The organism is Ahniella affigens (assembly GCF_003015185.1).
GTDB classification, from domain to species: domain Bacteria; phylum Pseudomonadota; class Gammaproteobacteria; order Xanthomonadales; family Ahniellaceae; genus Ahniella; species Ahniella affigens.
This window is the reverse complement of sequence record NZ_CP027860.1, coordinates 4,330,915-4,344,701: the sequence shown is the minus strand read 5'-3', so window position 1 is coordinate 4,344,701 and position 13,787 is coordinate 4,330,915. Positions and strand designations below refer to the sequence as shown.

Sequence of the window (13,787 nt, the reverse complement as noted above, 5' to 3'; positions counted from 1 at the left end):
TCGGTGCCGTCCTTGGCACCGCGTCCAGGATCAACCGTTCGGCTCCGGGCTGATGCCGCGATCGTAAGTGCGGAACAGCCGTGCTGCCGATTCGCGGGCGGCCTCGCGCTCGGCGTAGGTCATGCAAACAGTGCGCGGGCGGTGGCTGCCCGTGACTCGCGTTTTCTCGCAGAACAAGCGCTCGTTGTCGTGCTGAAGCAGCAGGCTATTGACGCGTTCCTGGGCATTGAACAGGCGTACCTTGTCGGTTGGATTCAGGTCCTCAACGCTGGCGACACCGTTGAGCAGACTTGCCATCACACTCAGTTGGTCTTCGATCTGTGGGCGATCGATATTGGGAACGTTGGCGTAGCGACCGCCGGGCTCCATCTGGATTCGGATGCCATCAGCAATGGTGCTGAACTCGTTGACGGCGTATTGGTTGGGGATCGCTGTGTCGGGTTGTTTTGCGGTGAAAGCCGCTGACGTGCCCGCCAGGGTCACGCAGATCGCGAACAACATGGTCTTGACTGGTTTCATACTCGTCTCCGATTGGTGGGTGCTGCACGGTGCCAAGGAGGGTCTGATTGCGTGAATCCTGGGCTTTCAGACCCGCGTCGCCGCTGAACGGGTTCAGAGGCGCCCTAACCGCGCGCTGATACCGGCGAGCTGTTGTTGGCCGGTTTGGGCAGGGCGTCCCAGGCCGATTCGCCACGCTCGATATCAAACACGCATAGGGAGCCTCTGAACCCGATCAGAGGCGATGCGGGCCATGGATGGCCCGCCCAGAATCGAGCACGCAAGTGCTTGATTCTGGACCAATGAGTCCGGACATGTGCCGGACTCATTGTGGGTCTGAAAGTCCAGGATGGACTTATTCAGACCCTCCATAGAGACACGCGTATTTGGGCAGACAAGTCGATCAGGTTTCGGGGCGGGTCTGAATACGTCCCTCCTGGGCGTTCATGCCCGCATGGCCCCTCAGAGGTTCCGTCGCGGTAAGTCCAGGGGGCGGCCGATCGCGGACTGTTGCGACGTCCAAAAACAAAACGTCCGGCTCAAGGCCGGACGTTTTGGTGGTTCCTGCAGGTCAGTGTGACAACCTGTTGGAGGGTTGTGGCTCAGCCGTTCGGTTCGGGGTTGATGCCGCGGTTGTACACCCGGAACGTACGGGCTGCGTCTTCGCGTGCGGCTTCGCGTTCGGCATATGTCATGCAAACCGTGCGCGGACGGTGGCTGCCGGTGACTCGGGTCTTTTCGCAGACCAGACGGTTGGCATCATGCTGCAGCAGCAGGCCATTGACCTGTTCTTGAGCATTGAACAGGCGGACGCGGTCGTCGGCGCTGAGCTCTTCAATGACACTCACACCCTTCAATAGGCTGGCCATCATGTTGAGCTGCTCTTCGATCTTCGGGCGGTCGATCTTCGGGACGTAGCCATATCGGCCACCTGGTTCCATCTGGATCCGAATTTCATTGGCAATCACGCTAAATTCGGTTGCCGCATATTCTTTTGGAATCGCGCTGCTGGGCTGTTTGGCCATGAAGGCGCCGGCGCTGCCAGCGAGGCTGATTCCGATTGCCAGGATTATTGCTTGGGTCTTGTTCACTCTAGTCCTCCGATTGTCAGCCATCACTTGGATGGCGCCGCTTGCTGACCACCGTCCTGGCAGCCAGTGTTTGATGTTTGTTCGACGATAGTTGTGTTTGGATGGGCCATCCACGACCCGCAACGACTCTGAACGCGTTCAGAGCGCCGCTAAGCGCTGCCGGGCACCGGTTAGGCCGCCGCTGCCCGATACAGTGCCGATCAGCCGTTTGGTGAGCCAAAGCCGTGCACGTAGCTGTTGGTGAACCGGCGGCGTGTTTCTTCCGCTTCTTCGCGTTGCTTGTTGGTCAGGCACACGGTTTTGGTCATGTGTGTGCCGGTCAGCTTGGTCGCCTGGCAATGCTCGCGATTGTCTTCGGATTGGAGGAGCAGGCCATTGAGCTTCTCTTGGGCGTTGAAGAGGCGAATCTTGCGGCGCTGATTCAGTTCATCGATCGAATCGACCTTGGCCAGGATGCTGGAGATGATGCCCAGTTGTTCCTCCACCGCCGGGCGATCGTTTTGCGGCACATAGGCGTACTTGCCGCCAGGTTCAAGATTGACCCGGATGTCGGCAATGACTGCTTCGTAATGGCGCACGGGATTTGCCTTGGCGCCGGCATCGTCGCTCGTTTGCATCCACGCGAGCGCGCTGGCTTGAGCGCACAGGTAAAGGCACAACACTGCCAAAAGTTTCCGCTTCATGGGCGTGACCTCATTGTGATTCCTGGGAACTGGCTGCCCGGTCATGGCAAGCGGCACCGCCGTGCAGCATCAGCACTGGCTGGACCGAATCCCCCCGGGTCCCCCGAGCGTCAAACGATCCGGCATTTTGGGAATGTGCCATAGGTCATAGATATCGCTGCCAGGTATGTATGCCGTGTCTGGCGAATGCGTTGCCTCAGCGCAAATTGCTGCTGTCGCCGCCGATTTGGGTGTCCGTAATGGCCCGCCGGGCGATTTGCACTTCGCGATGGGCGATGTAGAGATTGCTGCCAAAGACGATCAGGGCGCCGATCAGGGTGTAACGGTCCATGACTTCATCGAACAACCAAAATGCAAACAGGCTGACGACTGGTAGCTGCAAGTAGGTGATGGGCGTCAGCGCGGAGGCATCGCCGAGCTTGTAGGCACGCGTCCAAAACATATGGCCGAGCGTGCCGAATAGTCCGGCCAGCACGACGAAGACCCAGGTCCAGCCATGCGGTGTGGTCCAGAACATCAGGGCGGGTAACAATGAAAGTGGCACCCAGATGGCAGAACTGTAGAACACAATGGTGTCGGGCTTTTCCGTACGCGACAGAAACTTGATGCTGATCGACACGGCGGCGCTCAGCGCGGCCGACATCAGCGCAATCCAGGTGGCATAGCTCAAGTGCTGGTCAAATGGCCGCACGATCACCAACACACCGACAAAACCAATCAGCACCGCAGTCCAGCGGCGCGCGCGGACGATTTCATGCAACACCACCGCGGCACCAATGGTGACAAACAATGGCGTCGAGTACGTCAACGCCACCGCCTGCGCCAAGGGCAAATGGACCACGGCCCAAAAGCCGGAGAGCATCGAAAAAATGCCGATGCCGCACCGCAGAAAATAGAGCCAGAGCTTGTCGGTCTTCAGGAGGCCGCGCCCGTGGTGCCACACGAGCGGAATCGTGAACAGAAAGCCGAAGAAACATCGAAAGAAGGCAATCTGAAACGGATGCAAATCGGTCGATGACAGTCGAATCATCACCGCCATCAGGGCAAAAAACACGGCGCTGACCGCCATCAGCAGCGCAGCGCGCCAGGGCGATGACGCAGAAAAGGGAGAGTTCATGAGGTCGAAAAGTCTATCAGTCGCAAGGCGTTCAGCTCCCGCACCGGAAGTCATGTCGCGACGCGGATTCGGGTCAATTCCCGGGCACGTCTGGCGTATGGCATGTTGCCCGGACTGAAGTCGCGCGGTCGATGGCGACCGGATACAGTTGCGCGGTGCAACCGATGAACAGGAGCTTGGCGATGCGCGCAAACCGAGTCATGGTGATCGTGCTGACGCTGATGATGACGCTCACTGCGTGCAGCGGCGACGACGACGCCAGTCGCCTGCGCGCCAATATGGACGCAATGGAATTGGCGATCGAGTCGCAGCGCCCCGGTGAATTCATGGACTACGTCTCAGATGACTTCCAGTCTGGTAGCAATGGCTTCAACAAAGAACAATTGCACGCCTACATGGTGGGCCTGCGGTTTCGCAATCCGAAGCTGTCGATCACGCGCGGACCAGCCGAGATTGAGCTGTTCGGCGATCGCGCCACCGTGCGCGTTTCCGCTGTAGTCAGCGGCGGCCGAGGCGTCATGCCGGATCATTTGGATCAGATTCATGTCGTCAGTCACTGGCAGAAAATCGACGGCGAGTGGCAATGCTTTGGGGCGGAATGGGATGATCGCGAGGGCAGTGGTCAGTAGTCAGTAGGCTCAGTGCGGTTGTTCAAGGCGGCATATCGCAAGCCTGCGAGTGCGCGCGGTTTGCAACAGCCTGCTTCCGTTCCGTCGCACGCAAGTCGGGCGAGATTTGGGACGCAGAACCGGTTCCGACTGCGTTGTCTCGGCGGCGTTCGAACCAGTGCATCTGACTTGGTTGACATGCGAGCGGCTGCCGACTTTAAGGCGCCACTCATCTTGGGCTTGCGGCAGCGTCAACCATTGCGTTCGCATCGCGTTCTGTTGGGTGAGCCGCACAATCCGTGCCGGCAACCAACAGATTGGAGGCACAATGAATCGCATCGTGGTGATGGTCGGAGGCGTGCTCGTGGCGCTCATGCTTGGCATGGCAAGTCCGGTTGCGTCGGCGCATCGGCATGGCATTGGGATGGGTGTGCATCTGCAAGTTAGCCCGCGGCACTGTTGGCGTATTCGCGCCTGCCACGGTTGGCGCGTGCGGGCAGCTTGGCGGCACCTGGCGCGGATCGAGCGACGCGCGGACAGGCGTGCGATCGCCCAGGCATCTCGCACCACGGCAGAGCTTGATGCTCTGGCGCTGGAGCGCCTGTATCGGCGTCAAGGCAAACCGGAATCAGCAGTGCAGATGTACGAGGACATTGTGCGCCAGGGGCAACATCCAGAACTGATGCGTCTGGCCCATCGGCGGCTGGCACTCTGGGCGATCAAGCACGATCAACCAGAGCAAGCCGAGGCGCACCTGCGCGCGAATCTGGATGCGTCGTTGGAGCGTTGACGAAGCGTTACATGATCGGTCGGAGCAAATGTGTGGCCTTTCGCGCACAAACTTGTCAGCGATGACGCGCGATTCTTAAACGGCGCAGTTGTCGCAAGTAGCCCTCTCCCCAGCCCTCTCCCACTCGCGTGGGAGAGGGAGTCGCCCCGAAAGGTGCGCTTATTCGCGCATCAAACTGCCAGCGACGATGCGCGATTTTCACCACGGTGCACTGTCGCAAGTAGCCCTCTCCCCATCCCTCTCCCACTCGCGTGGGAGAGGGAGTCGCCCCGAAAGGTGCGCTTATTCGCGCATCAAACTGCCAGCGACGATGCGCGATTTTCACCACGATGCACTGTGGCAAGTAGCCCTCTCCCCAGCCCTCTCCCACTCGCGTGGGAGAGGGGGTTGGTTATTGCGTGTTCGAGCAGAGTCGGGGGGTACACGCTGATTCCGGGCTGATGCCGGACGTCGCGCAAGTCATCTCGATCCGCATCAGTGCTGCCTTGCGTGCACGTCTTGCGCTGGTGACGCGATCTACTGATGAATCACTTGCCCGTGCATCGGCGCCAGTAGCGCAAGCAGGCGGTTCTGGTTGCCGACGGTCACGCCGGCGCGGGTCATCGCGCGTCTGCAGGCTTCGACAAAGTCGTTGAATTGCGCATGGGACAGATCCATTCCGCTATGCGCCTCTTCCATGCTGAGCCCTGTGTACTCGCAACCGCCGTCGGTCAAGTTGCAGATCTGCTCGTTCAAACGTTCCTTGAAATACGCATCGTCCGTTTCCGTAAACAAGTCAGCAAGCTTCGGGTCGGTGTGCAATTCGGTAACGATCTCATCAACCATATGCGCGACCCCGGCAGCGCCGCCCAGATCATCATAGAGGCTGGTGTGCGTGCCGACGCGTTGCGTCGCGCACGCACCGAACAGCAGTACGGTGCAGGCCAGCATCAGGGAGGCGATGAGTCTTGGCAACATACGGGCACATACCTTAGAGATTGACATTGACCGACACATAAAAGCCATCCTGATGGTCCTGCCCGGCAATTGTCCCGGCGTTTGCGTATGCGACAGCGACATTGACTTGCTTGTTCGGGAACCAGGCCACGAAGGCGTCATACCAATTGCTTTCGTTGATTGCGTGCAGATGATCGGGCTTGTGCCGGAACTCAGCGCCGACCGCCCAGTTGGGATTCAAGAACAACGCGGTCGAAACTTCACCGGCCAGCGCATAGTCATTGGACTCGTCGCCGCCAAAACCCAGGAAGCCGAGTTCATTGGCGCGCGTGGCGCGCACGTTGCCCGCGATCAACCAGTTACGATGAAATGGCCCATCCAGAATCAAGCGGGACGCGCCAACATAGAAGTCGATGCCGAAATCATCATCAGCGCCGAGGGCCAAAGCGAGCGCGTCGTCCTGGAGCCAGCGGGCCTGCACACCAATGCTGATTTGCGGCACCTTGCCATAGATCAGATCGCCGGCAAGACGCCACTTGCCACCAATGAGTGTCTGGTCGACGGCCAGGCTGCCCGGGTGGGTATCGATGCGCAATCGGGAATGCGCCAGGCTCCATTCGGCGCGGTCGTTCCAAGAGCCCGCAACTGACACGGTGTGCACCGAATAATCGTCCAGCTGGACAAAAGCGGAGCCGGCGAGCCAATCCACGCCGGGATCCGTACTCAGGCCGGCCATCGTGGACCAAGGCAACAAACCGCCGCCGCCACTGCCCTCCAGGTTGAGCAATCCGCCGGTCGCGTTGATCCGGCCAAGTTCGGCCGCGCCAGCGAGACCGGACCAGCAGAAGCTCAAGGCCAATAGGGAATGGGTTACAGTGCGCAGTCGGATGACCATGGTCGCTCGGAGGCGGATCGGTTTGGCAAGGATAGAACGTTCGATGAGACGTCGACAGACGTCAAGGTAATGTGGAATATGTGTGAAGTGTTAAGGAAAATCAGGTGAGCTCCTTTCAACGCTTTCTTGTGGGCGGTGCCGTACGCGATCGCCTGCTGAACCGGCCGGTCAAAGATCGCGACTGGGTGGTCGTTGGTGCCCGGGTCGACGATATGCTGACTCAGGGCTTTCTACCGGTCGGCAAAGACTTCCCGGTCTTCCTGCATCCGGACTCCAAAGAAGAGCACGCGCTCGCCAGGACGGAGCGAAAATCGGCTCCAGGCTATCGCGGGTTTGTGATCAGCAGTGACCCGGACGTGACCCTGGAAGATGACCTGCGCCGGCGCGATCTGACGATCAATGCCATCGCCGAAGCCGAAGACGGCACGCTGATCGACCCCTACGACGGGCAGCGGGATTTGGCCGATCGTTGGCTGCGGCACGTATCGGAGGCCTTTGTCGAAGATCCGGTCCGCGTGCTGCGCGTCGCCCGGTTTGCCGCGCGCTATGCCCCGCTGGGCTTCCGGGTTGCGCCCGAAACCCTCGCGTTGATGCAGGAGATGGTTCGTGCTGGCGAAGTGGCGCACCTGGTGCCCGAGCGCGTGCTGGCGGAATTGCTGCGCGCGCTGGTTGAACCGAGGCCGAGCGCGTTTCTCCAGGTACTGCGCGCGTCTGGCGCATTGCGGGTGATCTTTCCCGAACTCGACGCGTTGTATCAGGTGCCGCAGCGCATTGAGTTTCATCCGGAATACGATACCGGCGTGCACTTGGCACTGGCGCTCGACGCTGCGGCACGCCTGGCCCCCGGCAACGTCGGCGTCGCATTCGCGGTGCTACTGCATGATCTGGGTAAGGCCGTGACACCCGCCGACGTGCTGCCGAAGCACCTGTATCACGAGCAGAACGGTCGCCCTTTGGTGCAGGCATTCAACGCCCGATTCAAGGTGCCGACCGAGCTCGCCCGGCTGGCCGAGCACGTCTGCGTCGATCATTTGAATGTGCATCGATTCGGTGAGCTGCGTGCGGGTTCGATCCTCGACCTGTTCGAACGACTGGACTTGTTCCGCCGCCCGAAGCTGCTGCCCGACTTGCTGCTCGCCTGCCATGCGGACAAGGCCGGCCGGGCCAATATGCCCGATGCCGACTACCCGAGTGCGGCACCCATGCTCGCAACGTTCACCGCAGCCGCCGCAGTGCAAGCCCGGCCATTTGTCGAGCGCGGCCTGCAAGGCGAGCAGATTGCGACCGCGGTTCGCGATGAGCGCCTGCGGCGAATTGCCGAAACGATGCGATCTCATCGTTTGCAAGCGTGACAACGCATTTCCCGAGGTGACGCAAATCGACTGCAGTCCATTTTCGGAACCTGACACCGGCTGAATCGCGCGCTTGAAAAGGTTCGCAAAGTCCGGCGCGCGGCCAGCCCCCCGCTGTGGCAAAGTGGGCGCTCAACAATCAGCGGAGGCTTGGATCATGGCAGCAGAAATCTTGCAGGGTTTGATGGGGATTCTCGATGACAACGCGATGCAGCAGATTGGCCGGCAGATCGGCGCCAGTCCGGCGCAGACGCAAGGTGCCGTGCAGCAGGCGTTGCCGCTGATTCTGGGTGCGATGGGTCGGAACGCTGCGGAGCCCAACGGTGCCGAGGCCCTGCACCGCGCGGTGGCGCGCGACCATGCCAATGTCGACATTGGTGGTCTGCTGGGCGGCCTGCTCGGTGGCGGTCAGGCAGCCAATCCGGTTGCGAGCCAAGGTGAGTCCATCCTCAAGCATGTGTTCGGCGCCCGTCAGGATCGCGCGGCGGTCGGGCTGGGTCGCAGCAGTGGTCTGGATCAGGGTAGCGCCGCGCAGTTGTTGAAGATTCTCGCGCCCATCGTCATGGCGCAAATTGGTAAGACGCAGCAGCAGAAAGGGCTGTCGTCTGGTGGCCTAGGTGATCTGCTGGGCTTGATTGGCGGGGCGCGGCCACAGGCGCAAAGCCAGCCCGGCGGCGGTGGCTTGCTGGGGGCCGTACTGGATCGTGATGGCGACGGCGACGTCGACTTTGCCGATCTCGCTCCGATGGCAGGCCAGGTGCTGGGCGGCCTGTTTGGCGGCAATCGCTGACGCGCGATCTTGGCGCGGAGGAACCCGAGTCAGGCGCCGGCTTCCTCAGGGCGCGCGCCGATAGGGTCAGTGCGCGCGCGTCGCGATGCCGTAGCTTCTGAGCAGCGCCTTGGGGTCGGGGTCGCGGCCGAGAAAGGCGCGGACACTTTCGGCCGCTGGTCGCGAACCGCCGACTGCCAGAACGGCTTCACGAAACCGTCGGCCAAGTGCGGGATCAATTCCGCCGACCGCGCGAAATTGCTCAAAGGCGTCAGCCGACAGCACTTGGGCCCACAGGTAGCTGTAATAGCCCGCGGCATAGCCGCCGCTGAAAATGTGCGTGAAACTGTGCGCAAAGCGCTGCCAGGCGGGCGGCTGCACCACGGCGACTTGGTTGCGAATGGACTGGATCAACGCCTGCAGGTCGAGGCCCGGCTGGTACTCCAGATGCAGTCGGAAATCGAACAGCGCGAATTCCAGTTGGCGAACCAGGAACATACCGGCTTGGTCGTGCCGCGTGGCCAGCAGTTTCTGAATCAGATCCTCCGGCAACGCATCGCCATGCTCCCAGTGCCGGCCCAATGCGCGCAGCACGTTCGGGTCCCACGCGAAGTTTTCCAAAAACTGGCTCGGAAGCTCCACGGCGTCCCATTCGACGCCCTCAATGCCGGCCAGACTCGGGTATCCGACCTCGGTCAGCATATGGTGCAGGCCATGCCCGAATTCGTGGAACAGTGTGACGACGTCATCGTGGGTCAGCAGACTGGGGAGTTCGCGGGTCGGCGGCGGTGCATTGCAGGTCAGGAACGCGACGGGAACCTGTACCAAGGTGCCGTCCAAACGCCGGCTCGTGCACACATCCATCCATGCGCCCCCGCGTTTGCCGGTGCGCGCGAACAAGTCCAGGTAGAACCCGGCAAAGGCGTCGTCATGGGCATCCACCAACTCGAAGAAGCGCACATCCGGATGCCATCGATCCACGCCCTGCCGTTCGCGAATCCGAATCCCGAACAGCCGCTCGACCAATCCAAACATCCCAGCCAGGACTGGGTCGACCGGGAAATAGGGCTTCAAGTCCTCGTCGCTAATCTGGTGCTTGGCCTGCTTCAGCTTTTCCGAGACAAACGCGATGTCCCAGGGTGCCAGTGACTCTAGATTCAAGTGCTCTCGGGCAAACTGATTCAGCTCGTCCAGATCACGTTGTGCCTGCGGTCGGGCGTCCTCGGCAAGCGTCTGCAAAAACGCCAGCACTTGGGCCGGGTTCACCGCCATTTTACCGGCGAGTGATTCGTGTGCGGATGTCTCAAATCCCAACAGTTGGGCCGATTCCTGACGTAAGCGCATGACCTCGTGGATGCGCGCTGTATTGTCGAACGTACCGGCGTTCGGGCCTTGATCCGACGCCCGAGTTTGATAGGCGGCATAAAGCGTTTCGCGCAGGCCGCGGTCCTCGGCATAAGTCAACACCGCCAAATAGCTCGGCGCCTTCAGGCTGATCCGATAGCCCGTGACGCCGGCCTGTTCGGCCGCGTCCTTGAATTGCGCCAAGGCCGATGGTGGCAGGCCGAGTAGACGCGTGTCGCCTTCGGGGACATCCAGCGACCAAGCTTCCGTCGCGTCCAACACGGCTTGCTCAAACTCGGTACTGAGGCGCGCCAGCTGATTCGCGATGGTCTTGTAGCGTTCGCGCTGATCCGGTGGCAGATCGACGCCACTGAGCCGGAAGTCGCGCAACGCATCGGCAACAAGCTTTTGCGCCGCAGCGTTCAAGCCCGGAAAGTCGGGGCTGGCTTGCAATGCCTTGACCTTGGCGCACAAGCCAGCATGCTGGCCAACCCAGGTGCCGTAGTCGGTCAACAGCTCGATGGCTTCACCATAGGCCTCGCGAAGTTCCGGCTGATCGCGCACATTGTGCAAATGCGAGATCGGTTGAAACCAGCGACCGCTCTGTTCCTCGATATCCTCCCAAGCACCCATCAACGCGTCGAAGTCAGGGGCAGTCTGAGCGCTCAGCGCGTCAATGCGGGCACGATTGTCGGCGAGCCGCGCTTCGAGCTCTGGGACGATGCGCGCGATATCAATTCGGGAAAAATCCGGGAGATGCCAGTTCAGGGTCAGGCTCATGCGTACGCTTATTCCGTCCAGCGAAGGGAGTGGTGCCAAGAAAGTGGCCAAGCATGCCGGAAGCCCGGCAGGCGGCCAAGGCTGAAATGGATGTCAGAACCACCAATTCAAGCAAACCCCGGTACTGTCATGCTTGTGGCTTGAGCCGACGGGATCATTGAACGCGCATCGATGGTGTGGATCCGATGCCGTCGGCAGAATCAGGTGGCCAAAATACGGCAAATTGTCAGGGAGGTTGCCGATGTTGATTCGTCTTTCAGCGCTAAATGCGCTGCTGTGCGCCGCATGGTGTTGTGCCGGTGCCGCGTCGGCAGCGGCGTGTCCGCCAGCTGATTGGGACAAGGCGCGCCTTTTGACGCTCCGAGCCAACCAGTTTGCCGTGTCAGACCCCGCAGAGCGGGTGCGCTTGGGCGACGCGCTGCTGGCCTGCCTCAAAGACCCCGATCCGGTGCTGCGCGACCAGGTCGCGTACGAAGCCTATGCGACGTGGCTGCGCAGTGGCGTGTTTGCCGACGAGCACGTGGCGCGGTGGACCGTGCAGCTGCTGGACGATCTCGCGGATACGACTCCCGATCCAGCTGGCGTCCGCCGGCCATTTGCCGCATTGGTGTTGTCCGAACTCGCGCGCACGGATCGAATCAAACCGCATTTTGAGCCGGCGCTCAGACAGCGGCTGGTCGCGGACGCGACCGCGTACCTTCGCCAATGTCGGGACTATCGCGGTTTCTCCGAGTCGATCGGCTGGCGCCACGGTGTGGCGCATGCGGCGGATTGGGTCATGCAACTCGGCCTGAATGACCGGGTCAAGGCGCCCGCGTTACGTGGCTTCCAGGACGCGTTGCTGGGCCAAGTGGGAGCACACGGCCAATACGCCTATATCGACGGCGAAAGCGAGCGTTTGGCTCGGGCGGTGTTGATGCTGATGCATCGGAATGAGCTGACGGCCGATTCGTGGGTCACGGCACTGGCGCAATTTGATCACCCGGAGACCGTACCCAACTGGTCGGACGTCTTCGGCAGCCGCACCGGTTTGAACGAGCGGCACAATCTGCGGCAATTTCTCTATGAGCTCGACGAAGGCGTGCGGGCGTCGCAGTTGCCAGCCAAACAGGCGTACGTAGACGTCATCGCCCGCTTGCTCAAGGCGACGGCGGTATGAACCAGAGCGACAGACCTGGCCAATAGGTGATCAACAGCACGCAGGCCAGCAGCACGAAGAAAAACGGTACGCAGGCACGGGTCAGCACCAACACGGGCGTCTTGAAGCGAAAACTGGCGATGAACAGATTCATGCCCACTGGCGGCGTGAAATAACCGAGCTGCATGTTGGCCAGAAAAATGATGCCGAGATGGACCGGATGAATGCCGTACGAGATGGCGATCGGCACCAGGATGGGGACCATGATCACCGTCGCCGAGAAAATATCGAGCAACATGCCGAGAATGATCAGAAATCCATTCAGCAGCAGGAGAAACGCCCATTTGTTGCCAATGTGCGTGTTGACGAAGCCGAAGATCTGCTCCGGGACGCCCGCATCAATCAGCACATAGGTCAAGCCCAGTGACACGCCGAGAATCAGCAGAATGGCGCCGACCAGTTCCATGGCTTCGCGCAGCACTGCCGGCAGCCGCTGCAGTGGAATTTCGCGGCGGATCACCACCGTGATGATGAGTACGTAAGCAGCGGTGATCGCGGCCGCTTCGGACGCGGCAAAGGTGCCCAAGAACACACCGCCGAGCACGATGAACGGCAATGGCAATTCGTAACGCGCATCCCAGAGTGCGGCCCGGAGTTCAGCCGCCGAGAATGGGACGTCATGGGCGCGCTTCGGTGCGGCATACATGCTGTAGGCGGCGAGTGCGCTGACCATCAGCAGGCCAGGGAGCGCCCCCGCCTTGATCATGTCTTCGACGCCGGCACTCGGTGACGTGCCGAGCGATTGCGCGACGATGCCATACAGAATCAACGGCACTGCCGGGAAAAACAACAAGCCCAGGCTGCCGGAAGTGGTCACCAGCCCAAGCGAGAATCGCTCGCTGTATTGCGCTTGGCGCAATGCCGGATAAATCAACGCACCAATGGCCAAAATGGTGACGCCCGATGCGCCGGTGAACGCCGTGAACATCGCGCAGGCCAGAATCGCGACGATTGCGAGACCGCCATGCAGCCAGCCGAACATCGCTTCGGTCAAGCGCACCAGGCGCTTCGGCGCGCCGCTTTCGCTGAGGACATAGCCGGCGATGGTGAAGAGCGGAATCGCAATCAGGACGGGGCTTTCCGCCAGGCGATTGAACTCCACTGCGAGCACTGTGCTTTCGTAGTCCGACAACTGCAAGCCAATCAACGCCACGGCCGCAATCAGCGCAAACAGCGGGGCGCCAAAAGCGGCGAGCGCGATGATGGCGAGGATTGCCAGCCAGATCATGTCGCCTCCGGCTGCGACGGGGCAGGCAGCACAAACGCGCGCAGCGCAAAGCGCAGGGCCATCAGGCCAAAGCCGACGGGCAGGATCACCTCGACCCACCAGGCGGGGATGTCATTGACCAGAGGCGTCATACTTTCCCGATCAAGCTGCACCAGGCCATACGAGGCGTTGGCCAGCACTACGCAGATCGCTGCCGCAAACAGCAAGGTCAGCAGGCGCGCTGCCCGCAATGACCAACCCGACAGCAGGCGCGTGAGTGCATCCAGATTGATGTGTTTATCGTGTCGGGTGGCAGCCAGGGCGCCGAGCATCGCGATCCACATGACCAACGCACGCAGCACCGGGTCGAGCCACACGACACCGACGTCAAACAGCCGCAGCACTACTTGCGCTGCGGCCGCAAAGATCAGCACCAGCGCAAGCACCGCCATCGCGGTGTTTTCGATCTGCTCCAGAATTTTCAGGACCCGTTGAATCATCGTGGCGATTGGGTCGCTG

Annotated in this window: 14 protein-coding genes; 5 read left to right on the top strand and 9 right to left on the bottom strand. The window is 61.1% G+C overall.

Annotated elements, in window-relative coordinates; all coding sequences use genetic code 11:
* Positions 1-30: 30 nt before the first annotated feature.
* The 4 genes from C7S18_RS16775 to C7S18_RS16760 form a co-directional block, all read right to left on the bottom strand.
* A complete protein-coding gene (locus tag C7S18_RS16775) occupies positions 31-519 on the bottom strand; it encodes a hypothetical protein (protein ID WP_106892658.1) in 489 nt (162 codons plus the stop codon).
* Between the two features lie 581 nt (positions 520-1,100).
* A complete protein-coding gene (locus C7S18_RS16770; protein ID WP_106892657.1) occupies positions 1,101-1,589 on the bottom strand; it encodes a hypothetical protein in 489 nt (162 codons plus the stop codon).
* 200 nt (positions 1,590-1,789) lie between these two features.
* On the bottom strand, positions 1,790-2,272 hold the full coding sequence (locus C7S18_RS16765; protein WP_106892656.1) for a hypothetical protein: 483 nt from the start codon (positions 2,270-2,272) through the stop codon (positions 1,790-1,792).
* A gap of 196 nt (positions 2,273-2,468) precedes the next feature.
* Complete coding sequence (locus C7S18_RS16760; protein WP_106892655.1) at positions 2,469-3,389, bottom strand: DMT family transporter; 921 nt, start codon at positions 3,387-3,389, stop codon at positions 2,469-2,471.
* Between the two features lie 182 nt (positions 3,390-3,571).
* On the opposite strand from C7S18_RS16760, the gene C7S18_RS16755 reads away from it, so the two are divergent.
* Both C7S18_RS16755 and C7S18_RS16750 read left to right on the top strand, forming a co-directional pair.
* Positions 3,572-4,018, top strand: coding sequence for a hypothetical protein (locus C7S18_RS16755; protein WP_146151966.1), 447 nt, complete (start codon positions 3,572-3,574; stop codon positions 4,016-4,018).
* A 307-nt stretch (positions 4,019-4,325) separates the two neighbouring features.
* Complete coding sequence (locus tag C7S18_RS16750; protein WP_106892653.1) at positions 4,326-4,787, top strand: tetratricopeptide repeat protein; 462 nt, start codon at positions 4,326-4,328, stop codon at positions 4,785-4,787.
* Positions 4,788-5,303: 516 nt separating this feature from the next.
* Here the strand turns inward: C7S18_RS16750 and C7S18_RS16745 are convergent.
* Together C7S18_RS16745 and C7S18_RS16740 are read right to left on the bottom strand one after the other, a co-directional pair.
* Complete coding sequence (locus C7S18_RS16745; protein ID WP_170113318.1) at positions 5,304-5,744, bottom strand: group I truncated hemoglobin; 441 nt, start codon at positions 5,742-5,744, stop codon at positions 5,304-5,306.
* Between the two features lie 13 nt (positions 5,745-5,757).
* Positions 5,758-6,618 carry a DUF3034 family protein gene (locus tag C7S18_RS16740; RefSeq protein WP_106892651.1) on the bottom strand — a complete coding sequence of 287 codons (861 nt, stop codon included), beginning with the start codon at positions 6,616-6,618 and terminating at the stop codon, positions 5,758-5,760.
* Between the two features lie 104 nt (positions 6,619-6,722).
* Here C7S18_RS16740 and C7S18_RS16735 point away from each other — a divergent pair, with 104 nt between their 5' ends.
* Together C7S18_RS16735 and C7S18_RS16730 are read left to right on the top strand one after the other, a co-directional pair.
* The gene (locus C7S18_RS16735) at positions 6,723-7,970 is read left to right on the top strand and encodes a multifunctional CCA addition/repair protein (protein WP_106892650.1); all 1,248 of its coding nucleotides are present in this window, start codon (positions 6,723-6,725) and stop codon (positions 7,968-7,970) included.
* Positions 7,971-8,127: 157 nt separating this feature from the next.
* The gene (locus C7S18_RS16730) at positions 8,128-8,760 is read left to right on the top strand and encodes a DUF937 domain-containing protein (protein WP_106892649.1); all 633 of its coding nucleotides are present in this window, start codon (positions 8,128-8,130) and stop codon (positions 8,758-8,760) included.
* A gap of 66 nt (positions 8,761-8,826) precedes the next feature.
* On the opposite strand, the gene C7S18_RS16725 is transcribed toward C7S18_RS16730, so the two are convergent.
* Entirely contained in the window at positions 8,827-10,863 is a 2,037-nt protein-coding gene (locus tag C7S18_RS16725) for a M3 family metallopeptidase (RefSeq protein ID WP_106892648.1), read from the bottom strand.
* Between the two features lie 241 nt (positions 10,864-11,104).
* Between C7S18_RS16725 and C7S18_RS16720 the strand changes: the two genes are divergently transcribed.
* A complete protein-coding gene (locus C7S18_RS16720; protein ID WP_106892647.1) occupies positions 11,105-12,022 on the top strand; it encodes a DUF2785 domain-containing protein in 918 nt (305 codons plus the stop codon).
* Here the strand turns inward: C7S18_RS16720 and C7S18_RS16715 are convergent.
* Complete coding sequence (locus C7S18_RS16715; protein WP_106892646.1) at positions 12,003-13,289, bottom strand: TRAP transporter large permease; 1,287 nt, start codon at positions 13,287-13,289, stop codon at positions 12,003-12,005. The two genes, C7S18_RS16720 and C7S18_RS16715, sit on opposite strands and share 20 nt — an antisense overlap.
* A complete protein-coding gene (locus tag C7S18_RS16710; protein WP_106892645.1) occupies positions 13,286-13,768 on the bottom strand; it encodes a TRAP transporter small permease in 483 nt (160 codons plus the stop codon). Before C7S18_RS16710 ends, C7S18_RS16715 begins: the two co-directional genes overlap by 4 nt.
* Between the last annotated feature and the right edge of the window lie 19 nt (positions 13,769-13,787).

Coding starts and splice junctions, on each gene's coding strand:
- C7S18_RS16775 (WP_106892658.1), bottom strand. CDS start 519: ATGAAACCAGTCAAGACCATGTTGTTCGCGATCTGCGTGACCCTGGCG.
- C7S18_RS16765 (WP_106892656.1), bottom strand. CDS start 2,272: ATGAAGCGGAAACTTTTGGCAGTGTTGTGCCTTTACCTGTGCGCTCAA.
- C7S18_RS16760 (WP_106892655.1), bottom strand. CDS start 3,389: ATGAACTCTCCCTTTTCTGCGTCATCGCCCTGGCGCGCTGCGCTGCTG.
- C7S18_RS16755 (WP_146151966.1), top strand. CDS start 3,572: ATGCGCGCAAACCGAGTCATGGTGATCGTGCTGACGCTGATGATGACG.
- C7S18_RS16750 (WP_106892653.1), top strand. CDS start 4,326: ATGAATCGCATCGTGGTGATGGTCGGAGGCGTGCTCGTGGCGCTCATG.
- C7S18_RS16745 (WP_170113318.1), bottom strand. CDS start 5,744: ATGTTGCCAAGACTCATCGCCTCCCTGATGCTGGCCTGCACCGTACTG.
- C7S18_RS16740 (WP_106892651.1), bottom strand. CDS start 6,618: ATGGTCATCCGACTGCGCACTGTAACCCATTCCCTATTGGCCTTGAGC.
- C7S18_RS16730 (WP_106892649.1), top strand. CDS start 8,128: ATGGCAGCAGAAATCTTGCAGGGTTTGATGGGGATTCTCGATGACAAC.
- C7S18_RS16725 (WP_106892648.1), bottom strand. CDS start 10,863: ATGAGCCTGACCCTGAACTGGCATCTCCCGGATTTTTCCCGAATTGAT.
- C7S18_RS16720 (WP_106892647.1), top strand. CDS start 11,105: ATGTTGATTCGTCTTTCAGCGCTAAATGCGCTGCTGTGCGCCGCATGG.
- C7S18_RS16715 (WP_106892646.1), bottom strand. CDS start 13,289: ATGATCTGGCTGGCAATCCTCGCCATCATCGCGCTCGCCGCTTTTGGC.
- C7S18_RS16710 (WP_106892645.1), bottom strand. CDS start 13,768: ATGATTCAACGGGTCCTGAAAATTCTGGAGCAGATCGAAAACACCGCG.